The following is a 26,434-nucleotide window of genomic DNA, read 5'->3' as shown; positions in this document are numbered from 1 at the left end:
TGCGCCCCACACCCCCAAACGCCGGAAGTCTAGGAAGAAGCGCGGTCCAGGACGGCGGTGAAATCGGTGCCCGCGGGCAGGGTGCCGAAGGCGTACCCACCACCGCCCAACCGGGACGCGCAGAACGCGTCCGCCACCGCGTTGGGGGCGTGCCGGACCAGCAGGGACGCCTGCAACGCCAGCGCCATGCGCTCCACCAGGTGACGAGCCCGGACCTCGACGTCGGCGGGCGAGGCCAGGGCCGCCGCGATGTCGTTCACGGCCGCGTCCAGCCGGGGGTCCACGCCGCCGGCCAGGGACAACTCCGCCAGCAGGGCCTGGGCCGCCGCCGGCTCCCGGCCGAGCACGCGCAGGACGTCCAGGGCGTTGACGTTCCCCGACCCCTCCCAAATGGAGTTCAACGGGGCCTCGCGGTAGAGCCGGGGCATACCCGAGTCCTCCACATAACCGTTCCCACCCAGGCACTCCAACGCCTCGGCGGCGAACATCGGCGCACGCTTGGTCACCCAGTACTTGCCGATGGCGGTCGCGATCCGACGGAAAGCCCGCTCGCCCTCGTCACCCCGGACAGCCCGGTCGGCCGCGCCGGCGAGCCGCAAGGTCAACACGGTCGCCGCCTCGGACTCCAACGCCAGATCAGCCAGCACGTTGCGCATCAACGGCTGATCCACAAGCCTCGCGCCGAACGCGCTGCGGTGACGGGTGTGGTGCAGCGCCTCCACGAACGCCTTGCGCATCAGCGCCGCCGAGCCGGAGACGCAGTCCAGCCGGGTGCAGTTGACCATTTCGATGATGGTCTTGACGCCCCGCCCCTCGGCGCCGACAAGCCAGGCCACCGTGCCGTCGAACTCCGGCTCGGAGGAGGCGTTGGACCGGTTGCCCAGCTTGTCCTTCAACCGCTGGATGCGGAAGGTGTTCCGCGTGCCGTCGGGCAGCACGCGCGGCACCAGGAAGCACGACAAGCCGCCGGGAGCCTGCGCCAGCACCAGGAACACGTCGCACATGGGCGCGGAGGTGAACCACTTGTGGCCGCGCAGGGTGTAGACGCCGTCTTCGCCGGTCGGGGTGGCGACGGTGGTGTTGGTGCGGACGTCCGAGCCGCCTTGTTTCTCCGTCATGCCCATGCCGGCCAGCAGGCCGCGCTTGGACGTGGGCACGCGCAGGCCCGGGTCGTACACGCGGCTGGTCAGCAGCGGCTCGTACATCGCCGCCAACGCGGGCTCGTGGCGCAGCGCCTGCACGGCCGCGTAGGTCATGGCCATCGGGCAGCCGTGGCCGGCCTCGGTGTGACCCCACACCAGCAGCCCGGCGTAGCGGGCGACGTGCGCGCCCGGTCGCGGGTCGGTCCACGCCGACGCGGCGTTGCCCTCGGCCACCGCGACCCTCATGAGGTCGTGCCAGCTGGAGTGGAACTCGACCTCGTCGACCCGGTTGCCGTAACGGTCGTGGGTGCACAGCACCGGCTCGAAGGTGTTGGCCTCCGCCGCCCAGCGCTGGGCCTCCTCGCTGCCCGCGTGCCTGCCGAGCCGGCGCAGGTCGTCCTCGAACCAGCCCGCGCCCTCGCGGCGCAGGCCCTCCAGCAGGGCGGCGTCGGCAGAGGCGTCGTAGGGCGCGAGCGGCGGCGGCTGGTTGGTGACCTCGTGGGTGGCGGACGAGGGCGTCAGCGGCAGGACCATGCCTCAGTATTACGCTCGCAGCACGGCCGCAGCAAGACTGTAATACCGCTAGGATGGCGGACCGGTGGACAGGGAGGCGGGTGTGACGCAGGAGCTCCGGCTGCGACCGCTGACCGCGCGCTCGGTGGTGCTCAGCACCCTGCTCGGCGCGCACCCGCCGGAGCTGCCGGTGCGGGAACTGGTCCGGATCGCCGCCCTGTTCGGGATCAACGACACCGCGCTGCGCGTGGCCCTGACCCGCATGGTCTCCGCCGGCGACCTGCACCGCACGGACGGTACCTACCGGCTCAACGAACGCCTGGTGGACCGCCAGCGCCGCCAGGACGAGGGCGTGGACCCCAGCACCACCGCGTGGGACGGCACATGGGAGATCGTCGCCGTCACCGCCACCGGCCGCAGCCCCGCCGACCGCGCCGCCCTGCGCGCCCGCATGACCGCCCTGCGCCTGGGCGAGCTGCGCGAAGGCCTGTGGCTGCGCCCCACCAACCTGCGCCGCGCGTGGACCCCCGACCCGGGCGTGCAGCGGTTCAGCGCCATGCCGGAAACACCCTCCGCCACCCTGGCCCGCACCCTGTGGGACCTGGACGAGTGGGCCAACCACGGCCGCGCGCTTCTGCACCACTTCCGCGCCGTGGACCAGCCCGTGGACCGGTTCACCACGGCGGCGGCCATCGTGCGCCACCTGCTCGCCGACCCGATCCTGCCCGACCCGCTGCTCCCCCGCCCCTGGCCCGCCGACGAGCTGCGCGTGGCCTACCGCGCCTACCAGCGCGAACTGGCCGCCCTCGCGGCCCTGCCGAGCTGAGGGGGCCGGGGCGGACCCGGCCCCCGGACCTCACGAGCCGTAGACCTCGAACTCGTACAGCGAGTACCCCCACCCGGTGGCCCGAGCCGTGCCCTGCACCCGGACGTACCGACCCGACCCGGACAGCCCGGTCAGGTCGTCCACCCCACCGTCGCCCGCGGTCACGGTCCGCAGGGTCGTCCACGAGACACCGTCCACAGAGGACTGCACGAGGTAACCGCGGCCGTAAGCGGTCTCCCAGGACAGCTTCACCCGCCCGACCTGCCGGGTGACGCCCAGGTCCACGGTGATCCACTCACGATCGGTGTACGCGCTGGACCACCGAGACCCGTAGTCCCCGTCCACCGCGTTGACCCCCGGGAACGCCGGGGTCTCCACGCTCGACACGGTCACCGGCTTGCCGAACGCCAGGTTGCCCGGCTGCGCGACCGACGGCCATGCCGGGTTGCGCCCGATCGCCGCGATGACCGACGTGAACGCCGACCACGTCGACACCAGCTTCGGCGAGCCCCACGTCTGCTGGGCCAGCATCCGCAGCGGGTCCTTGATGCCGGACGCGATCTGCGCCTCGGTCTCCCCCGCCGGGTAGTCGCACCACACGTGGATCTTCGAGCCCAGGTTGCGGTTCTGCGACGCCGTGTTCAGGGTCTGGTTGCCCTGGAAGACGTTGGTGTTCCAGGTTTCGTAGCCCCACGTGGTGTTCGGGCGGCCGACGCTGCCGTTGTAGAGGACGTAGTACGTCGGGTCCCAGCTCTCGTTCGAGATCAGGTGCCCGTTGTCCACGTGCTGCTGCGGCGTGAGCCCGTACTTGTACCAGAACTCGATGATGACGTTGGACTGCACGCGCACCGCCGAACCGCCGTGCAGACCGTCGTTCCACGCGCGGGTGGTCTTGCCCGACGTCCGCACGATCCCGTTGGCCCAGTTGACGAAACCGAGGTAGGTGTCCTTGGCGTTCGCGGTCGAGCCGTAGTTCGCTCGGGCGTAGGTGAGCAGCTGCGGGTAGGCCGCGTAGTCGGTCACGTACTCGTCCGCGCCGATGTGGAAGTACGGACCCGGGAACAGCGGCAGGTACTCGTCGTAGATGTCCTTGATCAGCGTGTACGCGGCCGGCTTGCTGAGGTCGATGAACCCGTGGTTCACCGTCCCGGAACTGCTCACCAGCTTCAGGTCAGGGTGCTTGGCCAGGATGGTGTCCATGTGGCCGGGGGCGTCGAACTCCGGCACCACGGTGATCTTGTACTTGGCGGCCAGCGCGATCAGGTCGCGGACCTGCTGCTTGGTCAGGTGCTGCGCGGAGACGTACTCGGGGTGCTTCTCGCTCTCGATGCGGAACCCGAGGTTGTCGGTCAGGTGCAGGTGAAGGTAGTTCAGCTTGAGGTAGGCCAGTTCCTTCACGTGGTCGGCGAGCCACTGCGGCGTGAAGTACTTGCGGCCGTTGTCCACCATCAGGCCGCGCTCGGGCTTGAGCGGCCAGTCGCGGGCCGTGCCCTGCGGGATGGTGGTGCGCTGCTTGAGCAGTTGCAGCACGGTCCGGGTGCCGTAGAACGCGCCGGCGTCGGTGCGGGCGGTGATGACGACCCGGTCGGTGACGCTGAGCGCGTACCCCTCGGCGCCCAGCGCGGTGTCGGTGGCGCCGAGCCGGAGCACGACGTCCCCGGCCCGCGCGCCGGTCTCCACCTGGGCGACCGGGTGGCCGAACCGGGCGGTGAGGTCGTCGGCGAACACGCCGGCGGTCGTCGCGAGCGCGGGATCGCGGACGATCCGGGACGTGCTGGAGAAGGTGAAGTCACCGGTGCCGCCGGTCCACTCGCGCAGCGCGGGAATGGTCTGCGGCTTGGGGTTCGCGGCCTGGGCGGCGGCCGTGCCGGGTATGGCGGAGGACGCGGCCAGCACGGCCAGTGCCGCGCCGAGGGTGCGGAGACGGAGCATCGAGGTTCCTTCCAGGCACGGAGCTGGTCTGGACCAATTGCGGGCCTCAGTGCACCGATCTGCACACACGCTGTCAAGAGCTGCTCGAAAAGTGGCTCGATCTGCCATCTTCATTAATGCGAATGGCCCGGAGCGGGTCAGCTCCGGGCCATCGTCGAGCGCGATGGGTCAGACCTTCGCGGGCACCCTCTCCGGGCGGGGCGCGGCCGGGGCCGGCGTCTCGCCCACCGTGCCGCGGAACCCGCGCAGGCGCAGGCTGTTGCTCACCACGAACACCGAGGAGAACGCCATCGCCGCCCCGGCGATCATGGGGTTGAGCAGCCCCAGCGCCGCCAACGGCAGGGCGGCCACGTTGTAGGCGAACGCCCAGAACAGGTTGCCCTTGATCGTGGCCAACGTCCGCCGCGACAACCTGATCGCGTCCACCGCCGCCCGCAGGTCACCGCGCACCAGCGTCAGGTCGCTGGCCTCGATCGCGGCGTCGGTCCCGGTGCCCATCGCCAACCCGAGGTCGGCCTTGGCCAACGCGGCGGCGTCGTTCACGCCGTCGCCGACCATCGCCACGACCCGGCCCTCGGCCTGCAACCGGGCGACCACGTCGACCTTGTCCTTGGGCAGCACCTCGGCGAACACCTCGTCGATGCCCACCTCGGCCGCGACCGCCTTCGCCGCCGCCTCGTTGTCCCCGGTCAACAACACCGGGGTGAGTCCGAGGTCCCGCAGCTCCCGGACCGCCTGCGCCGAGGTCGACTTGACCGTGTCGGCCACGACCAGCACCGCCCGGACCTCGCCGTCCCAGGCCACCAGGACCGCGGTGCGGCCCTTGGCCTCGGCGTCGGCCTTGACCTCGGCCAGCGGGCCGTCCAGGTGGATGCTCCACTCGGCCAGCAACCGCTCCCGGCCGACCAGCACCGCGTGCCCGTCCACCACGCCTTGGACGCCCAGGCCCTCCAGGTTCTGGAAGCCCTCGACCTCGGGCAACTCGCCCACCCGCTCGGCCGCACCGGCCGCGATGGCCTTGGCGATCGGGTGTTCGGAGGCGTGCTCCAGGGCTCCCGCCAGCCGCAGCACCTCGTCCTCGGCGACATCGGCGGTGTGCACGGCGACCAGGCTCATCCGGCCGGTGGTGACGGTGCCGGTCTTGTCCAGCACCACCGTGTCCACCCGACGAGTCGACTCCAGCACCTCGGGTCCCTTGATCAGGATCCCCAGCTGAGCACCCCGACCCGTGCCGACCAGCAGCGCGGTGGGCGTGGCCAACCCGAGCGCGCACGGGCAGGCGATGATCAACACCGCGACACCGGCGGTGAACGCCGCCGCCGTGCCGCCGCCCGCGCCGAGCCAGAAGGCCAGCGTGCCCACGGCCAGGGCGATCACGATCGGCACGAACACCCCGGACACCCGGTCGGCCAACCGCTGCACCTCGGCCTTGCCGGTCTGCGCCTCCTCCACCAGCCGCGCCATCTGCGCCAGCTGGGTGTCCGCGCCGACCCGGGTGGCCCGCACGACCAGCCGACCACCGGCGTTGACCGTCGCACCCACGACACTGTCCCCGGGACCGACCTCGACGGGCACCGACTCACCGGTCACCATCGAGGCGTCCACGGCCGAACTGCCCTCGTCGACCACGCCGTCGGTGGCGATCTTCTCGCCGGGCCGGACGACAAACCGGTCGCCGACCTTCAATTCACCGATCGGGATGCGGGTCTCGCGGCCGTCGCGCAGCACGGCGACGTCCTTCGCGCCCAACTCCAGCAGGGCGCGCAGAGCCGCACCGGCCCGCCGCTTGGACCGCGCCTCGAAGTACCGGCCGGCGAGGATGAACGTGGTCACCCCGGCCGCGACTTCCAGGTAGATCGACCCGGTGCCGTCCGTGCGCTCGACGGTCAGCCGGAACGGGTGGGTCATGCCGGGTGTCCCGGCCGTGCCCCACAGCAGCGCGTAGATCGACCAGGCGAACGCCGACAGCGTGCCCAACGACACCAGCGTGTCCATCGTGGCCGCGCCGTGCCGCAGGTTCACCGCCGCCGCACGGTGGAACGGCCACGCGCCCCACACGATCACCGGCGCGGCCAGCGTCAACGAGATCCACTGCCAGAAGTCGAACTGCCACGCCGGGACCATCGCCAACACGATCACCGGCACGGTCAGCAACGCCGAGACGATCAGCCGCTGCCGCAACGACGCCGTGGGGTCGATCTCCTCGACCGGCGCGGCCTCGGGCGTGGGCAGGGTCGCGCCGTACCCGGCGGCCTCGACCGTGGCGACCAGCGTCTGCGGGTCCAGGTCGGCGGGGAAGGTGACCTTGGCCTTCTCGGTGGCGTAGTTGACCGTCGCCGTCACGCCGTCCAGCTTGTTCAGCTTCCGCTCGATCCGGTTGGCGCACGAAGCGCACGTCATGCCCGTGATCGAGAGCTCCAGATCAGTGGCCATGACCCGCCTCCACCGTGAACTCGGCCGTGCGCACGACACCGTCGTGCTGGAAGTCCAGGAACAACCGGTAGCGGTCCTCGCTCGGTACCTGGGCGACGAACGCGATCTCGGGTCCCGGCGCGGTCTTGCCGTCCCCGGGCGAACCCTCGGGGTGGACGTGCAGATAGGCGAGATCGCTCTCGCGCAGGGCCACCAAGTGACCATACGCCGCCAGGTACGGCTGGAGGTCGGTGACCGGCACGCCGCCCTTGCTCACCGAGAGCTTCACCGACGACGCCTGCCCCGGCTTGAGGTCACCGTCCAAACGCACCTGGTAACCGTCCACTTCGGCCACCCGGGTCTCGGCGTGGGGCTGTGGCTGGAAGTCGCCGGCGACCGACACGTCGGCGCCCAGCGTCGTGGCCGGGCCACCGGTCGGCTTGAAGTCCGCGAACACGCGGTAGGTGCCGCCGGTCGGCAGGGTCACCGGGACCGACCAGGTGCCGTCGGCCGCCATCTCGGGGTGCACGTGCCGGTAGCCGGAGGTGTCCCGGCGCACCACGATGAGGTGCATCTTCTTGTCGTGCTCGACCTCGAACGAGGTCACCGCGTGCCCGTCGGGGCCGAGGATGCGGAAGGAGAGCGGAGAGGTGCCCGCGGGCAGGGTCGACGCGGTGGGCGCGAGGGTGTAGCCGCCCCTGGTCGACGAAAGCCCCTTGGGCAGGTCCTGCGCACCCTCCGCGACGGTGCCGCTGTGGGTGTCCCCGTGCCCGGCGTCCTCAGTGCCGTGCGCCTCGCCTTCGGCCTGGGGGGCCTGTTCGGCGGAGAGGGGACCGACAGCGCTGCCGATCGCCCAGGCGCCCGAGGCGACCAGGGCGAGCGCCACACCGTAGGCGGAGAGCTTCGCTGCTGTGTTCATGACTCCAGTCCTGGGGTGGTTCCGGTCAGGCGAGCGCGTAGCCCGCTTCCTCGACGGCGGCGCGCACGTCCGCCTCGGCCACCGGTTCGGCGCTGGTCACCGTGACCGCGCCGGTGGGCAGGTCGACCGCCACATCGGTCACGCCGGAGATCCGGGAGACCTCCTCGGTGACGGACGCCACGCAGTGGCCGCACGTCATGCCGGCGACGGTGTAGGTGGACTCGGCCATTGTTCCTCCTCGGTCGTTCACGAGCGCACCAGGCGGGCGATCGCCTCGCTCGCCTCGCGCACCTTGTCGTCGGCACCTTCGCCGCCCTGCGACAACGCCTCGGCCACGCAGTGCTTGAGGTGCTCGTCGAGCAGGCCGAGCGAGACCGCCTGGAGCGCCTTCGTGGCGGCGGCGATCTGGGTGAGCACGTCGATGCAGTACTCGTCGTTGTCCACCATCCGCTGGATACCCCGGACCTGGCCCTCCACCCGGCGCAGTCGCGCCAGGTAGTCGTCCTTGCCGCTGGTGTAACCCCGCATGTCCCGCTCCTTCCCGCTACACCCGCATTCATACCCCTAGGGGGTACCCCCGTCAACTCGACCGTGAGCGGGGGCACACCCCCAGGGGGTACCGGTATCGGTCCGGAAGAGGCCGGCTGGGCGGCGCCGGGCCGTGCGAGAGTGCCCCCATGAGCTACGACGTCGACTCCGTCCGCGCCCGCTTCCCGTCCCTGGCCGCCGGGACCGCGCACTTCGACGGCCCCGGCGGCTCCCAGGTCCCGGCCGCGGTGGCCGACGCCGTCCGCGACGCCCTGGTGTCCCCGCTGGCCAACCGGGGCCGGGTGACCGCCGCCGAACGCGCCGCCGACGACATCGTCCTGGCCGCGCGGCACGCCCTGGCCGACCTGCTGGGCGCCGACCCGGGCGGTGTCGTGTTCGGCCGCAGCGCCACCCAGCTGACCTACGACTTCGCCCGGACCCTGGCCCGGACGTGGCGGCCGGGCGACGAGGTGGTGGTGACCAGGCTCGACCACGACGCCAACGTGCGGCCGTGGGTGCAGGTGGCGGAGGCGGTCGGGGCCGTGGTGCGGTGGGTGGCGTTCGACCCGGAGACCGGCGAGCTGGACGAGGTGCCGGTGACCGACCGGACCCGGCTGGTCGCGGTGACCGCCGCGTCCAACCTCATCGGCACCCGGCCCGACGTGGCCGCGATCAGCCGGGCGGCGCACGACGTGGAGGCGTTGTGCTACGTCGACGGGGTCCACCTGGCCGCGCACGACCCGGTGGACGTGGAGGCGATGGGCACCGACTTCTTCGTGTGCTCGCCGTACAAGTTCTTCGGTCCGCACTGCGGTGTGCTCGTGGCCCGGCCGGAGCTGTTGGAGGGGTTGCGGCCGGACAAGCTGCTGCCGTCGACGGATGTCGTGCCGGAGCGGTTCGAGCTGGGCACCCTGCCGTACGAGCTGCTGGCCGGGTCGACGGCGGCGGTCGACTTCATCGCCGGCCTGGTGCCGGGCGAGGGCGACCGGCGGTCCCGCGTCACGGCCTCGATGGGGGCGGTCGCCGAGCACGAGGACAAGCTGCGCGTGGAGTTGGAAGCGGGGTTGTTGGCGCTGCCCGGCGTCACCGTGCATTCCAGGGCGAAGCGGCGGACCCCGACCCTGCTGGTCACCTTCGCCGACCACGACCCGGCCGACGCCTACCGATTCCTGGCGACGCGGAACATCAACGCGCCGGCGGGGTCGTTCTACGCCATCGAGACCTCCCGTCACCTCGGGCTCGGCGACCGGGGCGGGTTGCGGCTGGGCTTGGCCCCGTACTCGACGGCCGAGGAGGTGGCCCGCGTGCTCGACGAGCTGACCTCGTTCCTCACCAGTTGACCGCGCGCAAGGGGTAAGCGGTACGCCGGAGTGGTGGACAGACAGCCTTGGCGGTTCGCGGAAGCATGGGTGGGCCGAGGGTGACGGCGTGGTCCCCCGCCCGGCAGCCGCCGTCGTCCCAGCGAGTCTGGAGGAGCGATGACCGTCGCCCCGGCCCGGCCGGCGTCCGCTGTGCTGACCTGGAGTCGTGACCTGGTCCAACCCGCGCTCCGCGACGCCGTGGACCGACTGCCCGCGCCGATGCGCCGCATCGCCGGGTACCACCTCGGGTGGTGGGACCAGTTCGGCCGCCCGGTGGAGGCCGCCGGGGGCAAGGCGGTGCGGCCGGCGTTGGTGCTGCTCGCCGCCGAAGCCTCCGGGGCACGCCCGGACGACGCCGTGCCTGCCGCCGTCGCGATCGAACTGGCGCACAACTTCACACTGCTGCACGACGACGTCCTGGACCGCGACCGCACCCGCCGCCACCGGCCGACGGCGTGGGCGGTGTTCGGGGTGAGCGCGGCCATCCTCGCCGGTGACGCGTTGCTGGCGTTGGCGGCAGACGTGTTGGCCGGTTCCGCGCACCCGGCGGCGGCACGCGTGCTGACCGGGGCGTTGCTGGACCTGGTGGACGGCGAGTACGCCGACCTGGCCTTCGAGCGCAGACCCGAGGTCGGCGTGCGGGAGTGTTTGGAGATGGTCGAACACAAGACCGCCGCCCTACTCGCGGCGGCGTGCGCTTTGGGGGCGACCTTCGCCGGCGCACCACCCGCGACCGTGGCGCACCTGCACGAGTTCGGCCGGCTGCTGGGCATCGCGTACCAGCACGTGGACGACCTGCTCGGCATCTGGGGCGATCCGGCGAAGACCGGCAAACCCGCACACACGGACCTGCGCAGCCGCAAGAAGTCCCTACCCGTGGTGGCCGCACTCGCCTCGGACACCCCTTCCGGCCGCGAACTGTCCACTTTGTACCGAAGGACCGCGCCCCCGAGCCCCGACGACGCCGTCCGCATGGCCGACTTGGTCGAACTGGCCGGCGGCCGGTCGTGGAGCCGCGACGAGTCCCGCCGACTGTTGGACGAGGCCCTGGACCGCCTAGCCGACACCGCCCCCGCCCCTCGCCCGGCCGCCGAACTGGCCGCCCTGGCCCACCTGGTGGTCGACCGCGACCGGTGACCCGACTACGCCCGGCGCAGGGCGGGCGGCGCAGCGCGGCCCAAGGCGGGGCGGCGCGGGGCGGGCGGCGCAGCGCGGCCCAAGGCGGGGCCCAAGGCGGGGCGCAAGGCGGGGCGGCGCGGGGCGTGTGGCTCCGGGCCGGCGCGAGGCTGGCGCGGCCAAGCCGGGCGGCGCGGCCGGGCTTGGCGGGGCGGGGCCGGGGCCGGGGCTGGCGCGGCCAAGCCGGGCGGCGCGGTCGGAGTTGCCGCGCCCGGAGTCGCCGGGGCTGGGCTTGGCGGGGCCGGGCTTGGTGTCGTGGGGTGGCGGCTGGGGGTCTGTGCTGGTCAGAGGGTCGGCTCCGGGGGCGTTCTGGGCGCTCGTGGCCGGGTGTTTCGGGCGGGTTGCCGAGGGTAGTCGGTGGGCAGGCTCGAACACCTTCGCTTCGGGACAGGGAGCTTGACATGAGCACAAGCGGAGCGGTCACGCGGACACCGGTGCAGTCCGCCGCGCTCGCAGTGAGCATCGTGTTCGCGTTGGTCGGGATCGCCGGCTTCATCCCCGGTCTGACCACCAACTACGACACCATGCAGTTCGCGGGCCACGAGTCGCAGGCGCAGCTGCTGGGCGTGTTCAACGTGTCCATCTTGCACAACCTCGTGCACCTGGCGTTCGGCGTGGTGGGCTTCCTGATGGCCCGCTCGGCCGCCGGCGCGACGACCTACCTGGTGGGCGGTGGCGTGGTGTACCTGGTGCTGTGGCTCTACGGTCTGCTCATCGACCACGACAGCGCCGCCAACTTCGTGCCCGTGAACACCGCGGACAACTGGCTGCACCTGGGACTGGGGCTCGGCATGGTCGCGCTGGGCTTCTCCCTGGGCCGGTCGTCCCGGATCGGTCGGCGCGGGGCCGTCTGAGCGGCGTGGAACAGGTCCACGGGGGCGGCTGACCGCGGCGCGACACGCCGACAACGGTCGCACCTGACGTCGGTTGCGCGCTCACAACTAGACTGGGCGGGGTGAGCGAAGATCCCACCACCGCATCGCCCTTGTGGGCCTACATCGAGACCAACCTGGAGAACCGCGGCCTGAGCACCGGCGACCTCTCCCGAGCGACCGGCGTCCACCGCAGCCGGTTCACGGACTGGCGGCGCGGCAAGTCGATCAACATCGACACGGCCCGCGCGATCGCCAAGCTGTTCGAGGTCAGCCCGCTCGAGGTGATGGTCGCCGCCGAACTCATCACCGCCGACGAAGCCCAGCTCAAGCACACCAGGCCCGACCCGGCGGACCTGACCGACGACGAACTGGTGGCCGAACTCCGCCGCCGCCTCAAGCGCCTCCCGAACTGACCCCGCCACCCGCAACCCGCCATCCGCCACGCCGGCCGACCCTCACGGGCACGGCCGGCGGCTGCGTTTTCGGCCCGATTTCGGCACGCGGCTCGGTTTCGGCACACGGCCCGGGCTCGGCACGCAGCCCGGGTTCGGCGCACTGTTCGGTGCGTTGAGGGCTCTGTGCGCTGAGGGCTCAGTGCGTTGAGGGCTCAGTGCGTTGAGGGCTATGCGTCGGGCTTAACTGCGCGCTCGGCGGCCTGCTTGAGACGGGCGAGGGTCGACTCGATGTTGGCCTGGTTGCGGGTGCTGCGGTCGCGGACGCCGGTTGCCAGGATCGTCAGCGGCTTGAACCAGGATGGGCGCAGGTCCCACGTGCTTTCCGTGACGCGGCAGCCGGTGTCGGACGGTTCGATGTCGTACTGCCAGCGTGAGACCGGCATCCCGAGTGAGTGCACGACGAACGCGAACCGCTCCGTGCGCGCGTCGGTCACCGTGGCGACCGTCGTCCACAACCTGATCCCGCGCCGGTTGGTGCCTCGGAAACGTGCGCCGACACCCGGACCGCTCGCGCCGTCCAGCCACCGCCCGCCCGAGTACTCCTGCGCCAGCTCCGCCATTCCCGCCAGGTCGCTGACCAGCGCGTACACCTGCTCGGCGGGTGCGTCGACGTCGACGCTCGCCCGTGCATCCGGATCGCTCACGTTCCGGAATGTAGAGGATCACCGCGCCTTGCCCAAGGGTTGACCGGCCCAACAAGGCCCTCGTAGTGTTCGTATGCAGAACTTGTGTTCGGTATGCGAACATGTGAGGTGACGTGGCCGAGATCGCAACGCTGACGGACGCGGTCGGCGAGCTGGTGGCCGACGGTGACGTGGTCGCGCTGGAGGGCTTCACCCACCTGATCCCCACGGCCGCGGGGCACGAGATCATCCGCCAAGGCCGGCGGGACCTCACCCTGGTGCGGATGACGCCGGACATCGTCTACGACCAGCTCATCGGCGCCGGCTGCGCGCGGAAGCTCGTCTTCTCGTGGGGAGGCAACCCCGGCGTCGGCTCGCTGCACCGGTTTCGGGACGCCGTGGAGAACGGGTGGCCGCTCCCGTTGGAGATCGAGGAGCACAGCCACGCCGGCATGGCCAACCGGTACGTCGCCGGGGCGTCCGGATTGCCGTTCGCGGTGCTGCGCGGGTACGTCGGCACCGACCTGGCCTCGGTCACGGCGTCGATCAAGCCGATCACGTGCCCGTTCACCGGCGAGGTGCTGACCGCTGTGCCCGCGCTGAACCCGGACGTCACGATCGTGCACGCCCAGCGCGCCGACCGGCGCGGCAACGTCCAGCTGTGGGGGTTGCTCGGAGTGCAGAAGGAGGCCGTGCTGGCGGCTCGGCGCAGCCTGGTCACGGTCGAGGAGGTCGTGGACGAGTTGACGCCCGTGCCGGGCGCGATCGTGCTGCCGTCGTGGGCGGTGACGACCGTGGCCGAGGTGCCGGGTGGGGCGCACCCGTCGTACGCGCAGGGGTATTCGGTGCGGGACAACGCCTATTACGCGGCTTGGGATGCGATCAGTCGCGATCGGGCTGAGTTCGGTGCCTGGGTCGAGCAGGTCAGGGAGGCGGCGGCGTGAGTGGGGAGTCGGCCGGACGCGATGGCGGTGGCGCGGTGGAAGGCGAGCGCGGCGGGGTGGCGGGCCGGCACGGCGACGGGGTGGCGGCCGAGGGCTTGGGGTACACCGCCGATGAAGTGATGGCGGTTGCGGCGGCTCGGGCGTTGTCGGGGCGGCAGCGGGTGTTCGTCGGGATCGGGTTGCCGTCCACTGCCGCCAACCTCGCGCGGCGCACGCATGCGCCCGATCTCGTGCTGGTGTACGAGTCGGGGACGCTCGGGTCCAAGCCGGACCGGCTGCCGGCGTCCATCGGTGACGGCATCCTCGCCGAGACGGCGGACGCGGTGATCAGCGTGCCCGAGGTATTCAACTACTGGCTCCAGCCCGGCCGCATCGACATCGGGTTCCTCGGTGCGGCCCAGTTGGACCGGTTCGGCAACATCAACACGACCGTGGTCGGCGACTACGCCCGGCCCAAGGTGCGGCTGCCGGGCGCCGGCGGCGCGCCGGAGATCGCCGCCTCGTGCCGCGAGGTGTACGTCGTGGTGCGGCAGAGCAGGCGCAGTTTCGTGGAGCGGGTCGACTTCGTGACCTCCTTCGGGCACGGCGGCGGACGTGGTGACCGGGAGCGGTTGGGCCTTCGAGGGGCGGGTCCGACGCTGGTGATCACCGACCTGGGGGTGTTCCGGCCGGACGCCGGGACGGCCGAACTCGTGCTCACCGACCTGCACGACGGTGTATCCCTGGACGACGTGCGCGCCGCGACCGGGTGGGACCTCAAGGTCGCCCCCGACCTCGGCCGCACTCCCCCACCCACCGCTGAGGAACTGGCCGCGCTGCGGTCGCTCAAGGAGGCTTCGACGTGACCGACGTGTTCGTGCTCGACGGCGTGCGCACCCCGTTCGGCCGCTACGGCGGCGCCCTGTCCGGTGTGCGCCCCGACGACCTGGCCGCCCACGTCGTGGGCACGCTCGCCCAGCGCTCCGACCTCGACCCGGCGCAGGTCGACGAGGTCGTGCTCGGCGACGCCAACCAGGCGGGCGAGGACAACCGGAACGTGGCCCGCATGGCGGCCCTGCTGGCCGGGTGGCCGACGTCCGTGCCCGGGACAACCGTGAACCGGCTGTGCGGGTCCGGGATGGACGCCGTCATGCAGGCTTCGCGCACCATCGCCGTCGGTGATGCCTCCTTGATCGTCGCGGGCGGGGTCGAGTCGATGAGCCGGGCGCCGTGGGTGATGCAGAAACCGGCCAAGGGCTTCCCCTCCGGGCACGAGACCCTGCACTCCACCACCCTCGGGTGGCGCATGACCAACCCGAAGATGCCCGCCGAGTGGACCGTGTCCCTCGGTGAGTCCACCGAGGCCCTCGCCGAACGCTTCGGCATCGGCCGCGAGGAGCAGGACGCGTTCGCGCTGCGCAGCCACCAGCTCGCCGCCAAGGCGTGGGACAACGGCTTCTACGACGACCACGTGGTTCCCTTGCCGGGCACCGACCTGACCCGCGACGAAGGCATCCGCGCCGACACCAGCCTGGAGAAGCTCGGCACCCTCAAGCCCGCCTTCCGTCCACAGGGGACGGTGACGGCGGGCAACGCCTCACCGTTGAACGACGGCGTGTCGGCGCTACTGCTGGGTTCGCAGGCCGCCGCCGACCGCCTCGGTGTGACGCCGTTGGCCCGCATCGCCGGACGCGGTGCGGCGGGCGTCGACCCGGACGTGTTCGGCATCGGTCCCGTCGAGGCGGCGGAGATCGCCCTGCGCCGAGCCGGGATCGGCTGGGGCGACCTGGCGGCGGTGGAGCTCAACGAGGCGTTCGCCGCACAGTCGCTGGCCTGCCTGAAGTCCTGGTCCTCGCTGGACCCCGAGATCGTCAACGTCAACGGCGGCGCGATCGCCATCGGCCACCCCCTCGGCGCCTCCGGCGGGCGGGTCGTGCTGCAACTGGCCCGCGAGCTTCGTCGGCGCGGCGGCGGGTGGGGCTTGGCGGCGCTGTGCATCGGTGTCGGACAGGGGCTGGCCGTGGTCGTCGAGGCATGACCCTCCCGGGTGGTCGCTAGGGTGTGCGGATCATGGGTGAGTCGGTGGAACGCGGCGCGTACTACGTGCAGTCGTTGGAGCGCGGGTTGGCGGTGGTCCGCGCGTTCAGCGCCGACACGCCGGCGCTGACGTTGACCGACGTCGCCAAGGCCACCGGCCTGACCCGGGCGGCGGCCCGGCGGTTCCTGCTGACCCTGGTCGATCTCGGGTACGTGCGGACCGACGGGAAGTTGTTCTCGTTGACCGCGCGCGTGCTGGAACTCGGGTACGCGTTCCTGTCGAGCATGTCGTTGCCCGAGATCGCCCAACCCCACCTCGAACGGCTGTCCGGCGAGGTGCGCGAGTCGACGTCCGCCTCGGTGCTGGACGGGGCGGATGTCGTGTACGTGGCACGGTTCGCCGTGTCGCGGATCATGGCCGTGTCGATCACCGTCGGCACCCGGTTCCCGGCGTACGCCACGTCGATGGGGCACGTGTTGCTGGCCGGGCTGTCGGCCGGGGAGTTGGAGCGGTACCTGGGTTCCGTGCGGCTGGAGCCGTTGACGTCGCACACGATCACCTCCGTGGAGCGGCTCAGGGACGAGTTGGACAAGGTGCGTGCCCAGGGGTGGGCGCTGGTGGACCAGGAGTTGGAGGAGGGGTTGCGGTCGGTGGCCGCTCCCGTCCGGGATCGGTCGGGACGGGTGGTCGCGGCGGTCAACGTGTCCACCCACGCCAGCCGGACCACGGTGGATCGCATCCGGAAGGACACCGTGCCGCGCCTGTTGGCCACCTGCGCGGCGATCGAGGAGGACTTGGCCGCCGATCCCCGACCACAGGTGTAAGGACCGCTCAGCCAGCCACCGGGTCAGCGTTCGCTGTCCAGGTCGGACATCATGGGTGTGGCGTAGCGGGTGCCGGCGGCGGCGTCGGCGGGGATCGCCTCCGTGATGGTGGCCAGGTCGGCCTCTGTCAGGGTCACGGCGGTGGCGGCCAGGGACTCAGTGAGGCGGGCGCGGGTGCGAGCGCCGACCAACGGGACGATGTCCTCGCCCTGGGCGGCCACCCAGGCGATGGCCACCTGCGCGACTGTGACGTCCTTGGCTGTGGCGATGGCGCGCAGGGACTCCACCAAGGCCAGGTTGTGCTCGACGTTGCCCGGCTGGAAGCGGGGGCTGATGGCGCGGAAGTCCTGGGTGAGGGAGCGGGTCGCCTGCCAGTGGCCGGACAGCAGGCCCCGGGAGAGCACGCCGTACGCCGTGATGCCGATGCCCAGTTCACGCGCCGCCGGGAGGATCTCGTCCTCGATCCCCCGGGAGAGCAGGGAGTACTCGATCTGGAGGTCGGAGATCGGGTGGACGGCGGCGGCCCGGCGAAGCGTGTCCGCACCCACCTCGGACAGGCCGATGTGGCGCACGTGACCGGCCTCCACCAACTCCGCTATGGCGCCGACTGTCTCCTCGATCGGCACGGCCGGGTCGAGGCGGGCCGGGCGGTAGACGTCGATGTGGTCTGTGCCCAGGCGCCGCAGGCTGTAGGCGGCGAAGTTCTTCACCGCCGCCGGGCGGGCGTCGTAGCCCGACCAGCCGCCATCCGGGTCGCGCAGGGCGCCGAACTTGACGCTGATCACCACGTCGTCCCGGGCGCCCGGACGGGCGCGCAAGGCGTCGCGGAGCAGGAGTTCGTTGTGGCCCATGCCGTAGAAGTCGCCGGTGTCGAACAGGGTGACGCCGGCGTCGAGCGCCGCGTGGATGGTGGCGGTGCTCTCGGCCTCGTCGGCGGGGCCGTACAGATCGGACATGCCCATCAGGCCCAGGCCCGGGGACGAGACGGCGGGACCGGTCTTGCCGAGGGTGCGGAACTGCGTGGTCATCGGGGGCTCCAAGGTTGGTATCGGCGCTACGAGAACGACGGTAGCATCGATTCCAGTATCAGTGCTACCCACGATGGGGTTAACATCGATGCATGGGCGAAGAGCGGAGCGTCACCACACGGGAGCGGATCATCCAGGCCGCGGCCGAACTGCTGGCCGACGGTGGGATCGACGCGGTCTCCACCCGGGCGGTCGCCGCCGCCGCGGGCGTGCAGGCACCGGCCCTGTACCGGCTGTTCGGCGACAAGCAGGGGCTGCTGGACGCGGTCACCGCGCACGGCTTCGAGCGGTACCTGGCCGCCAAGAAGACCGTCGCGCCCAGCGACGACCCGGTCGAGGACCTGCGGCGCGGCTGGGACCTGCACGTCGAATTCGGCCTCACCCACCCGGCGTTCTACGTGCTCATGTACGGCGTCCCCCAGCCCGGCCGCCGGCCGACCGCCGCCGACGACGCCTACCGCCTGCTGGTCGGCATCCTGGAACGCGTCGCCGCGCAGGGCCGCCTGAAGGTGCCCGTCGAGACCGCCGCGAGCATCGTGCACGCCACCAACACCGGCGTCACCCTCAGCCTGATCTCGGCCGAGGAGAAGGACCTGGGCGTGTCCACCAGGACCCGGGACATGGTCCTCGCCTCGATCACCACCGACGAGATCCCCCCGGAGGACACCACCCTGTCCACCCACGCCCTGGCCCTGGACTCGACGCTCAACCGCCAGACGCACCCGCTCACCCCGGCGGAAGCGGCGCTGCTACGCGACTGGCTGCGCCGGCTCGCGGCGAACTGACCGCAGCACCCGCCCCGCCAGCCGCACCCCCTGCCGCACGCTCATCCCCGGCAGGTACGCCCGCCCCACGGCGTTCGCGATGCGCGGCAACGCCGCCGGGTCCGGGTAGGCCATGTACAGCGGCCGGTACAAGGGCTGGAACTTGGCCTTGAACGCCAACAGCGACCGGAACCCGTACACCGGCTCCAGCACCCGCCCGGTGAAGTCCAGCACTCGTTGCACCCCGCACGGCCGCGCGCCCCGGTCCAGCCGGGCCAGCGGCGCACCGGACAGGCTCAGGAACGCGAACCCCTCCTCCCGCAACGCCAGCGCCGCCGACGCGATCAGGAACTCCATCGCGCCCGGGAACGCGCTCCCCCGCCGCCGCATGAAGTCCAGCGTCCACCCGACCACCCGGCCGTCCACGTGCACCGGCAGCCAGCTGGTCACCGCGTGCACGGTCCGGTCGGCGTCCACCGCGACCAGGCACCGCACCCCGTCCCCGGACAACTCCGCCAGCCCGCCCAGGGTGAACCCCATCTCCGGCAACCCCTTGTCCGCCACCCACTCCGCCGAGATCGTCCGCACCTGGTCGGTCAGCGCGGGCGGCGCGTCGGCGTAGCGGACCCACTCGGCGGTGATGCCCCGCTTGCCCGCCTTGTTCAACGCCGTCCGCACGTCCTGCCACTTGCGGCCGGTGAACGCCAAGTCCGACAACGGGATGACGGTGTCCTCCGCGACCTGCACCGTGTGCCACCCGCTGGCCGCCACCTCGTCCCGCAGCTCCTCACCGATGCTGTACAGGCAGGGCGTCCAGCCCTCGTGCGCGCAGAACGCCGCGAACCCCCGCACCGCCTCCGCGTGGCTTCCCGGCCGCCCGATCGGATCACCCACGGTCAACGCGATCGTCGCCACCACCCGATAGGCGACCACAGCTTCACCGTCCGGAGTGAACCAATACCGGTTGCCGCGCCAAGTCGTCATGTAGGACAGGGAAGTCCCGCCGTACAGCTGCACCAGCTCCCACGCCCGCGCCGCCGCGTCCCCCAGCTCGACCCGCCGCGCGTGCCACAGCGCCTGCAACAACCCGCCCAGCACGACCAGCCAGAACACCACGCCGGTGTACTCGAACAGCACCGCCGCCACCAGGTCGTCGGGCCGGAACGGCAGCGCCACCAAACCCAGGTAGCCCGGCGGCAGGAACCGCGCGGGCAGGTCCGCCACCAGGTCGCCGAACCCCGGCACGGGCGCGAACTGCTCGCGTACCAAGTACCCGCCGAGCACGTACACCGCGCTCAACGCCAAGAGCCCGCCCGCGGACACCGCCCAGAACCGGCGAACCGGCGTGGGCAAAGGGAAATGCCGCCGGGTGCACAACAACACCACCACGATCGCCAACGGCAACACCAAGGGCAGCGCGAACTCCGCGAACACCGAAGGCGTCAGCACGTCCCCCAGGTCCACCACGTACCAGCCGAACAGCACCGCCATCCCGACGTTGAGCACCAGCGCCGCCCACCACGCGAACCGCCGCCCCCGCCGCAACCCCTCCGCCAGCACCAGCAACAACAACGCGGGCACCACCGACATCAGCAACGCGGGCAACCGGTCGTACCCCGCCTGGGCCTGCGCCGTCCGGCACTGCGACCACGACTCCGGGTCCGCGCACAGCCCCGCCACGGTGTCCGCGTCGGGCTGCGGCACCGCCAACACGTCGGTGAACCACGACAGCGGCCCGTTGGCGTAAGGCGACAGCCACACCACGATCGGCCCCAACGCCGAAGCCGCCAACAGCAACGCCACCAGCACCCTGGTCTCCGACCCCGGCACCCCCGCCGGACGCCGCCGCACCGCCCCCACCAGCAGACCGACGACCCCGCCGCACAGCCTCAGCACGTCCTCCAGGTACCCGGAGTACAACGCCAGCACCAGCAGCCCGAGCACCAGGAACAACCGCACCCGCCGACGCCACAACGGCGGCAGCCGGAAGCTCAACGCCAACGCCAACCCGGCCACCCCCGGCGACAGCCCCACCGCCAGGTCGTACTCCAGCGACGACGGCCAACTCCACCCCGTCGACGCGCCCAGCCGCACCAGCCCGGCCCCCGCGAACACCGCCGCCACCTGACACCCGACGACCAGCGCCAGCGTCCGCCACGGCCCGAATTCCCGCTCCGCGACCGGCCCGAACACCAGCAGCAGCACGCTGGTGCCCAGGTACCCGGCCAGGTTGGCGCACCACAAAGCGGACCCGACCGCCGTCCACAGTGGAGACGACACCCCGAACCCGACCTGGTCCAGCAACTCCTCCGAGGGACCCGACCACAGCGACCCGCTGACCGCGCCCACACCCCACAGCACGACCAGGGACGCCGTGGTGACGGGCGTCCGCCGGATCAGCGGACCAAGCCTGTGCGCCGCGCGAGCCACGGCAGCGAGTCGTACAGCCCCGGCCGCCAGACGTTCCAGTCGTGGCCGCCAGGCAGTTCCGTCCACCGCACGTCCATTCCCGCCCGTTGGCACGCTTCGTACACCTTCCTGTCCTCGTCGCGGTAGTAGACGTCCCCTTGGCCTGCCACGACCACGCCCTCGGTGTCGGGGAACCTCCGGGTCGCGAGGATGTCCAGCGGGTTGACCCGCCGGAACGCCTCACCATCGCCGCCGAACAGCTCCCGGACGGTGTCCGCGCGGGTGCCCAGGGTCGGCTCGGACTGGCCGGAGATGTCGATGAACTTCCCGTAGACGTCGGGCGCGCGGACGGCCAGTTGCAGCGCGCACGTGCCGCCTTGGGAGAACCCGGCGATGGTCCACGCCGTGCGCCGCCGGTCGACGGAGAGCCGCTGCTGGACCCAGTTCGGCACGTCCTTGGCCAGGTAGGTCTCCAGCGCGCCGCGCGGGGAGTCCACGCAGATCGGGTTGGCCATCAGGGAACCGAGTTGGTCGACCATGACGACGATCGGCGCGAGCCCGCGGTGCTGTCTGGCGAACGCGTCCAGGTGGGTGGTGAGTTGGCCGGCGTCCAGCCAGTCGCGGGGCGTGCCCGGCTGGCCCGCCAGCAGCACGACCACAGGCAGCCGAGGGCGTGGCGACACCGCGTAGGCGGGTGGCAGGTACACCCAGGCGTCACGAGGTCGGTAGTCGGTGCTCGCCGGGATCGACGCCGACGACACGGTTCCCTTGTCCGGAACGCTTGCCGGCTGCCACACGTCGGCGAGCACGTGCCCGTCCGGCACCGCGAGCTCACCAGCGGGCCGGGCGGCCTCGTCCAAGTCCACGGTCTCGGCCAGCAACGGCCCCAGGACCGCCCGCAGGGTCGGGTACTGCCCGTAGAAGGTGTTCACCCCGGACAACGCGCCGACCAGCACGATCACCACGGCGAACACGGCGACCAGCCGACGCGAACGCGCCCGCCACCGCACCGCGGCCAACACCACGGCGAGCACGAGAGCGCCCAGGCACACCAGCACTTTCAGCGGCAACGGCTCGGGAAACGGCCGCCACACCATGTTCACGACCAGCCCCACCAAGGCGGCGGACAGCACCCCGGCGAGCACCGCGAACAGGACGATCCGGAAAGGACGGACACCAATGGCCAACAACACCACACCGGCGGCGGCCACCACTGTGACCACCGCCGGGATGGGTCCGTTGATCAGCGAAAGGTCGAGCACCCGGGTTCCCCGTCACATCGTCGGCGCGATGCGTCCAGTGCACCTCGGCGCGCTGCCGGGGCACATCGGACCAACGGCGGGTCCCCGTCCGCCTTACGGCTTGCCGGAAATCAGACCCGGGTCTGACAACCCGATCACTCCCAGTGCCAACGCGGCACGTCGCCCGCGCTGTCCGGGTAGGCCTCGCCCGGCTGCGACACGTCCCGGGCGATGGCGGTGCCCCAGTCGATGTAGCGGCCGAAGCTGTCCTGGAGGCGGTCGTCGGCGGGCAGCACCTCGCGTGCCGACTCCTTCATCAGTTCCGCCCAGCGCGCCCGCTGCGGCTCGCTGATGCCCAGGCCGTGGTGCGCCTGGAGGATGTGCAGGTGCCCGCCCAGCTCCTCCGTGAAGGTGGCCGGGCCGCCGAACACCTCCGCCAGCCACACCGACACGTGCTCCAGGTGCTTGCGCGTGAAGTTCTCGAAGAGCGGCTTCAGCAGCGGATCGTCGAGCACCTTGGCGTAGAACACCTCCACCAGCTCGTCCAGCACCTTGCTGCCGCCGATGGCGTCGTACATCGTTTGCTGCTCGGTCACGTGCCGATGATGGTCGTGCTCTTCACCGCACGCACGTGGTTTCGCGGCGGGCGGACGGTTCAGCGGCGCAGGGTGCGCTGGAAGAACACGCCCACGAGGTCGCGGACGAGCGGGACCGACCGTTCGGCGTGGATCTCGCCGACGAGCTTGACCCGGTCCTGTTCGGTCATCAGGCGGGCGTCGACGAAGGCCTCCGTCATGGGGGCGAAGTCGGTGAACACCCAGTGCGTGGCGTGGTCGACCTGGTGGTGCCGGGTGCGCGGGCCGTGCGCGAGCATCGCCGCCCACGAGGTGCGGTACCGTTCGTCGAGGTAGCCGTCCGTGCCGACCAGGAACAGCGGCCGGTCCACGCCGTCGCGGGCGACCGGGAGCAGTTCGCCGGGCTTGCCGGGTTCGACCGCGTAGTCCAGGTGGCCTTCCAGGTTCACCGCCGCGTCGATGCGCGGGTCCTCGTACATCGCCTGGGCCGCCGTGGTGCCGCCCGCCGAGTGCCCGTACATGCCGATCCGGCGCAGGTCCAACGACCTGGCCAGGTTTCGCGGCAGGTCGCGGCCGGCCGCGTCCGGGTTGCCGCCGGCGGCGAGCAGTTCGAGCTGGTCGAGGACGAACTTCGTGTCGGTGAGCCGGACGGCGATCATGTCCCGGAAGACGGCCGGCTTGACGCGCGGGTCCTCGGGCAGGGCGATGGTGCGCACCCGGCCGTCGGGGAACTCGACCTCGCTGGTCTCACCGGGGTGGTCCATCGACACGACCACGAACCCGCGGCTCGCGAGGTCCTCGGCCAGCGCGGTGTTGATCGTGCGCGGGTCGCCGCCGCCCGTGCTGTACAGCAAGACCGGCCGCCGCCCAGCCAGCGCTGGCGCGTTGGTGTGCGAATGCGTCTTGGTGGCGGCCCAGTCCACTCCCGACTTGGGCAGCTCCGGGTGCCCGTACACCGCGTCCAACTGCCCGAACACCCCGGCGGCCTGCGGCGTCATCTGCGGCGCGACCGGGTAGCCGCGCACGGTCCGCGCCGGGTAGTGCACCGACACCATCAGTTCACGCGGTTTTCCCACGGCGTCCGGCCACGGGTCGGTGCGCTGGTGGTCGACCAGGTGCAGGGTCGTGACGCCCACCTTGTGCGGTCCGGACGGCGCGGGCAGCAGCCCCGCCTCCTGTTCCGCCACGGCGGGCACGGTGCTCATGGCGAGCAACGCGGCCGTCAAGCCGATGATTTTGCGCAACACAACAATCCCCCTTGTATCTCATTCAGTGGCGCCCGGCGGACACCCCCTGCCCGCCGGGCGCCGGTTCACCGCGAGGCCGCGTACATGCGCCCCACGTAGTCCCACAGGCCGTCGCCCAGGTCGGACAGCGACTGGCCGGGCAACACGTCGCGCAGCACGCCGTGGCCGTGCTGCCGGAAGAACGTGCTCATCGACCGCAGGATGTCCGGGTCGTCCCCGGCGAACATGCGGCCGATCTTCGCCAGCCGCCGCCCCTCGGCCTGCACCTCCGGGTCCTCCACCGGGGTGGCGGCGCGGTAGTGGGCGATGATCGCCGACAGCACCTTGGGCCACTCGGCGTCCAGGTGGCGGCGCTCGTCGTCGGTCAGGCGGTCGGCCAGGTCGAACAGCTGCTGCCGCTGGTCGCGGGTCAGCGAGTCGTCGAACACCGTGGTCGAGCCCAGCAGCGCGAGCAGGGCGCCCGGGTCGGGGCGCGGCCCGTCGAGCTGCTCGAGCAGGCCGCGGGTCTGGCGGCGCAGCGTCTCCAGCCGCCACACCTGGTCGTCGAGCTCCTCCAGGTGCGCGGTCAGCAGGTCGCGCAGCCCTGCGGGGTCGGCCAGCGCCTCGCCGATCTCCTCCAGCGACATGCCCAGCTGCCGCAGCAGGCGGATGCGGTAGAGGCGCTGGAGGTCGGGTTCGGTGTAGCGGCGGTGACCGGAGGGCGTGCGCTCACTGGGACGCAGCAGACCCAGCTCGTCGTAGTGGTGCAGCGTGCGCACCGTGAGGCCGGTGACCTTCGCCAGGGCGCCGACGCTCCAGCGCGGCTGCTTCTCGTGTTCGGTTCCGGTCACACATCGACCATAAAACCTCACGTCGGGTCAGGTTCAACACCGTATCGGGTGGTATCGGATCGGAGGGGTTGTCCTCGAGCGAAGGGTCCCGTTCGTCGTAGTGGTGGAATGGCACCGACGACAGGAGTCGACCCCATGAAGTACATGCTGCTGATCTGCGCCTCGCCCGGTGTCGAACCGGACGGCGGTGGCATCACGATCGACCAGTGGCTCGCCGAGGTGGAGGGCAAGCGGCTGGACGGGTCGGAGCTCGCGTCCCGGCGCACCGCGACGACCGTGCGCACCCGCGGTGAGGAGGTGCTGCTGTCGGACGGGCCGTTCGCCGAGACCAAGGAGCACATCGTCGGCTACGACGTGATCGAGTGCGCGGACCTGGACGAGGCGGTCCTCATCGCGTCGCGGCACCCGGTGGCGCGGTTCGGCGCGGTGGAGATCCGGCCGTTCGCGGACGCGTGACGGGTTCGCCGATGGCTGGTGAGGTTCGCCGATGGCTGGTGGGGTTCGCTGATGTCCGGTGAGGCCGAGTGTCGTACCCCGGTGGGAGAATGGAACCGGGGGCCGGAGGCCGCGCCGGACGCGGTCGTCGCCGAGGTGTTCCGGGCCGAGCGGACCCGGATCGTGGCGACGTTGATCCGGGTGACCGGCGACTTCGAGCTGGCCGAGGAGTGCGTGCAGGACGCGTTCGCGCAGGCGCTGGAACGGTGGCCGCGTGAAGGCGTCCCGCACCGCCCCGGAGCCTGGCTGACCACCGCCGCCCGCAACCGGGCCGTGGACCGGGTGCGGCGGGCGGCGGTGGAGGCGGCCAAGCTGCCGCTGACCCTCGCCGACCCGGCCGAGGACGACGGGTTCGGCGACGACGTGCTGCGGCTGGTCTTCACGTGCTGCCACCCGGCGCTGTCGCTGGAGGCGCGGGTCGCCCTGACCCTGCACACGGTGGCGGGCCTGGCGGTCGGGGACATCGCGCGGGCGTTCCTGGTCGCCGAGTCGACGATGGCGAAGCGGCTGGTGCGGGCGCGGGCCAAGATCCGGGCCGCCCGCATCCCGTACCGCGTGCCGCCCGCGCACCTGCTGCCGGAACGGACCGGTGGCGTGCTGGCCGTGCTGTACCTGCTGTTCAACCAGGGGTACTCGGCGGTCGAGCGGTGGGAGCTGTGCGCGGAGGCGATCCGGTTGGCCCGCACGCTCGTGGCGCTGATGCCCGACGAGCCCGAGGCGGTGGGCCTGCTGGCACTGATGCTCCTGCACGACTCGCGCCGCACGGCCCGCGTGTCCGGCGACGACCTGGTGCCGTTCGCCGAGCAGGACCGGTCGACGTGGGACGCCTCGCGCATCGCCGAGGGCACGGCCCTGCTGGACCGGGCGCTGCGGCGCGGGCGGCCGGGTCCGTACCAGGTGCAGGCGGCGATCGCCGCGTGCCACGTGGCCGACGACGGGCCGGACTGGCCGCAGATCGCGCTGCTGTACGGGCGGTTGCAGGCGCTGGTGCCGTCGCCAGTGGTGGCGTTGAACCGGGCGGTGGCGGTGTCCGAGGCGGACGGCCCGGAGGCGGGGTTGGCGCTGGTCGAAGCCCTGGCGGACCAGCTGTCCGACCACCACCTGTGGCACGCTACCCGGGCCGACCTGCTGCGTCGGCTGGGCCGGGCGGGTGCGGCGGAGGCTTACCGGACTGCCGCGGCGTTGGCGCCTGGCGAGGCGGAGCGTCGGTTCCTGGCGCGGCGGGCCGACCGGTGCACGGGATGAGCAGGGCGGTGACGTTGTCGTGGCCGCCGGGCGCGACCGTTCCACCGCATCGG

General features: G+C 71.9%; 25 protein-coding genes. 12 read left to right on the top strand and 13 right to left on the bottom strand.

Annotation, left to right across the window (positions count from 1 at the left end; all coding sequences use genetic code 11):
* Nucleotides 1-29: 29 nt before the first annotated feature.
* Nucleotides 30-1,676 (bottom strand): acyl-CoA dehydrogenase family protein, encoded by a 1,647-nt coding sequence (locus tag WBN91_RS02165; protein WP_337722875.1) that lies wholly within the window; start codon nt 1,674-1,676, stop codon nt 30-32.
* Between the two features lie 82 nt (nt 1,677-1,758).
* On the opposite strand from WBN91_RS02165, the gene WBN91_RS02160 reads away from it, so the two are divergent.
* Complete coding sequence (locus WBN91_RS02160) at nt 1,759-2,481, top strand: PaaX family transcriptional regulator C-terminal domain-containing protein (RefSeq protein WP_337722874.1); 723 nt, start codon at nt 1,759-1,761, stop codon at nt 2,479-2,481.
* Nucleotides 2,482-2,511: 30 nt separating this feature from the next.
* On the opposite strand, the gene WBN91_RS02155 is transcribed toward WBN91_RS02160, so the two are convergent.
* From WBN91_RS02155 to WBN91_RS02135, 5 genes are all read right to left on the bottom strand, one after another.
* Nucleotides 2,512-4,413: a family 20 glycosylhydrolase gene (locus WBN91_RS02155; RefSeq protein ID WP_337722873.1), complete on the bottom strand. Its 1,902-nt coding sequence runs from the start codon at nt 4,411-4,413 to the stop codon at nt 2,512-2,514.
* Nucleotides 4,414-4,581: 168 nt separating this feature from the next.
* The gene (locus WBN91_RS02150) at nt 4,582-6,846 is read right to left on the bottom strand and encodes a heavy metal translocating P-type ATPase (RefSeq protein ID WP_337722872.1); all 2,265 of its coding nucleotides are present in this window, start codon (nt 6,844-6,846) and stop codon (nt 4,582-4,584) included.
* Nucleotides 6,836-7,744 carry a hypothetical protein gene (locus WBN91_RS02145; protein ID WP_337722871.1) on the bottom strand — a complete coding sequence of 303 codons (909 nt, stop codon included), beginning with the start codon at nt 7,742-7,744 and terminating at the stop codon, nt 6,836-6,838. Before WBN91_RS02145 ends, WBN91_RS02150 begins: the two co-directional genes overlap by 11 nt.
* Before the next feature lie 25 nt (nt 7,745-7,769).
* Entirely contained in the window at nt 7,770-7,973 is a 204-nt protein-coding gene (locus tag WBN91_RS02140; protein ID WP_337722870.1) for a heavy-metal-associated domain-containing protein, read from the bottom strand.
* Nucleotides 7,974-7,990: 17 nt separating this feature from the next.
* Nucleotides 7,991-8,272 (bottom strand): metal-sensitive transcriptional regulator, encoded by a 282-nt coding sequence (locus WBN91_RS02135; protein WP_337722869.1) that lies wholly within the window; start codon nt 8,270-8,272, stop codon nt 7,991-7,993.
* 149 nt (nt 8,273-8,421) lie between these two features.
* Between WBN91_RS02135 and WBN91_RS02130 the strand changes: the two genes are divergently transcribed.
* From WBN91_RS02130 to WBN91_RS02115, 4 genes are all read left to right on the top strand, one after another.
* The gene (locus WBN91_RS02130) at nt 8,422-9,612 is read left to right on the top strand and encodes a cysteine desulfurase-like protein (protein ID WP_337722868.1); all 1,191 of its coding nucleotides are present in this window, start codon (nt 8,422-8,424) and stop codon (nt 9,610-9,612) included.
* Nucleotides 9,613-9,750: 138 nt separating this feature from the next.
* The gene (locus WBN91_RS02125; protein WP_337722867.1) at nt 9,751-10,770 is read left to right on the top strand and encodes a family 2 encapsulin nanocompartment cargo protein polyprenyl transferase; all 1,020 of its coding nucleotides are present in this window, start codon (nt 9,751-9,753) and stop codon (nt 10,768-10,770) included.
* A gap of 440 nt (nt 10,771-11,210) precedes the next feature.
* Nucleotides 11,211-11,663, top strand: a complete 453-nt coding sequence (locus WBN91_RS02120) for a DUF4383 domain-containing protein (protein ID WP_337722866.1) — start codon at nt 11,211-11,213, stop codon at nt 11,661-11,663.
* 101 nt (nt 11,664-11,764) lie between these two features.
* Nucleotides 11,765-12,097, top strand: a complete 333-nt coding sequence (locus WBN91_RS02115) for a helix-turn-helix domain-containing protein (protein ID WP_337722865.1) — start codon at nt 11,765-11,767, stop codon at nt 12,095-12,097.
* A 209-nt stretch (nt 12,098-12,306) separates the two neighbouring features.
* Here the strand turns inward: WBN91_RS02115 and WBN91_RS02110 are convergent, their stop codons facing one another.
* Nucleotides 12,307-12,783 carry an SRPBCC family protein gene (locus tag WBN91_RS02110; RefSeq protein WP_337722864.1) on the bottom strand — a complete coding sequence of 159 codons (477 nt, stop codon included), beginning with the start codon at nt 12,781-12,783 and terminating at the stop codon, nt 12,307-12,309.
* A 113-nt stretch (nt 12,784-12,896) separates the two neighbouring features.
* Here WBN91_RS02110 and WBN91_RS02105 point away from each other — a divergent pair, with 113 nt between their 5' ends.
* The 4 genes from WBN91_RS02105 (at nt 12,897) to WBN91_RS02090 (ending at nt 16,547) form a co-directional block, all read left to right on the top strand.
* Nucleotides 12,897-13,706 (top strand): CoA transferase subunit A, encoded by an 810-nt coding sequence (locus WBN91_RS02105; RefSeq protein WP_337722863.1) that lies wholly within the window; start codon nt 12,897-12,899, stop codon nt 13,704-13,706.
* Between the two features lie 119 nt (nt 13,707-13,825).
* Nucleotides 13,826-14,551: a CoA-transferase subunit beta gene (locus tag WBN91_RS02100; protein WP_337722924.1), complete on the top strand. Its 726-nt coding sequence runs from the start codon at nt 13,826-13,828 to the stop codon at nt 14,549-14,551.
* Complete coding sequence (locus WBN91_RS02095) at nt 14,548-15,723, top strand: thiolase family protein (protein WP_337722862.1); 1,176 nt, start codon at nt 14,548-14,550, stop codon at nt 15,721-15,723. The genes WBN91_RS02100 and WBN91_RS02095 overlap by 4 nt, the downstream gene beginning before the upstream one ends.
* Before the next feature lie 32 nt (nt 15,724-15,755).
* Nucleotides 15,756-16,547 carry an IclR family transcriptional regulator domain-containing protein gene (locus tag WBN91_RS02090; RefSeq protein ID WP_337722861.1) on the top strand — a complete coding sequence of 264 codons (792 nt, stop codon included), beginning with the start codon at nt 15,756-15,758 and terminating at the stop codon, nt 16,545-16,547.
* A 23-nt stretch (nt 16,548-16,570) separates the two neighbouring features.
* Here WBN91_RS02090 and WBN91_RS02085 read toward each other — a convergent pair whose 3' ends face one another.
* A complete protein-coding gene (locus tag WBN91_RS02085; protein WP_337722860.1) occupies nt 16,571-17,575 on the bottom strand; it encodes an aldo/keto reductase in 1,005 nt (334 codons plus the stop codon).
* Between the two features lie 92 nt (nt 17,576-17,667).
* Here WBN91_RS02085 and WBN91_RS02080 point away from each other — a divergent pair, with 92 nt between their 5' ends.
* Nucleotides 17,668-18,360: a TetR/AcrR family transcriptional regulator gene (locus WBN91_RS02080; protein ID WP_337722859.1), complete on the top strand. Its 693-nt coding sequence runs from the start codon at nt 17,668-17,670 to the stop codon at nt 18,358-18,360.
* Here the strand turns inward: WBN91_RS02080 and WBN91_RS02075 are convergent.
* The 5 genes from WBN91_RS02075 to WBN91_RS02055 all read right to left on the bottom strand — a co-directional run bounded on the left by WBN91_RS02075 (nt 18,325) and on the right by WBN91_RS02055 (nt 24,641).
* Complete coding sequence (locus WBN91_RS02075; RefSeq protein ID WP_337722858.1) at nt 18,325-20,769, bottom strand: DUF2156 domain-containing protein; 2,445 nt, start codon at nt 20,767-20,769, stop codon at nt 18,325-18,327. The two genes, WBN91_RS02080 and WBN91_RS02075, sit on opposite strands and share 36 nt — an antisense overlap.
* Nucleotides 20,736-22,010: an alpha/beta hydrolase gene (locus WBN91_RS02070; protein ID WP_337722857.1), complete on the bottom strand. Its 1,275-nt coding sequence runs from the start codon at nt 22,008-22,010 to the stop codon at nt 20,736-20,738. The genes WBN91_RS02075 and WBN91_RS02070 overlap by 34 nt, the downstream gene beginning before the upstream one ends.
* A gap of 134 nt (nt 22,011-22,144) precedes the next feature.
* Nucleotides 22,145-22,585 carry a group II truncated hemoglobin gene (locus WBN91_RS02065; protein WP_337722856.1) on the bottom strand — a complete coding sequence of 147 codons (441 nt, stop codon included), beginning with the start codon at nt 22,583-22,585 and terminating at the stop codon, nt 22,145-22,147.
* Between the two features lie 59 nt (nt 22,586-22,644).
* Entirely contained in the window at nt 22,645-23,790 is a 1,146-nt protein-coding gene (locus WBN91_RS02060; protein ID WP_337722855.1) for an alpha/beta hydrolase family protein, read from the bottom strand.
* An 86-nt stretch (nt 23,791-23,876) separates the two neighbouring features.
* The gene (locus tag WBN91_RS02055) at nt 23,877-24,641 is read right to left on the bottom strand and encodes a MerR family transcriptional regulator (RefSeq protein ID WP_337722854.1); all 765 of its coding nucleotides are present in this window, start codon (nt 24,639-24,641) and stop codon (nt 23,877-23,879) included.
* A gap of 135 nt (nt 24,642-24,776) precedes the next feature.
* On the opposite strand from WBN91_RS02055, the gene WBN91_RS02050 reads away from it, so the two are divergent.
* Nucleotides 24,777-25,097 carry a YciI family protein gene (locus WBN91_RS02050; protein ID WP_337722853.1) on the top strand — a complete coding sequence of 107 codons (321 nt, stop codon included), beginning with the start codon at nt 24,777-24,779 and terminating at the stop codon, nt 25,095-25,097.
* An 81-nt stretch (nt 25,098-25,178) separates the two neighbouring features.
* The gene (locus tag WBN91_RS02045) at nt 25,179-26,381 is read left to right on the top strand and encodes an RNA polymerase sigma factor (RefSeq protein ID WP_337722852.1); all 1,203 of its coding nucleotides are present in this window, start codon (nt 25,179-25,181) and stop codon (nt 26,379-26,381) included.
* Nucleotides 26,382-26,434: the final 53 nt, after the last annotated feature.

The sequence above is a fragment of the Saccharothrix sp. CCNWYY140 genome (assembly GCF_037401995.1).
GTDB lineage: Bacteria > Actinomycetota > Actinomycetes > Mycobacteriales > Pseudonocardiaceae > Actinosynnema.
Note: the sequence above shows the minus strand (reverse complement) of the source record. Positions and strands in the feature narration are given on the sequence as shown.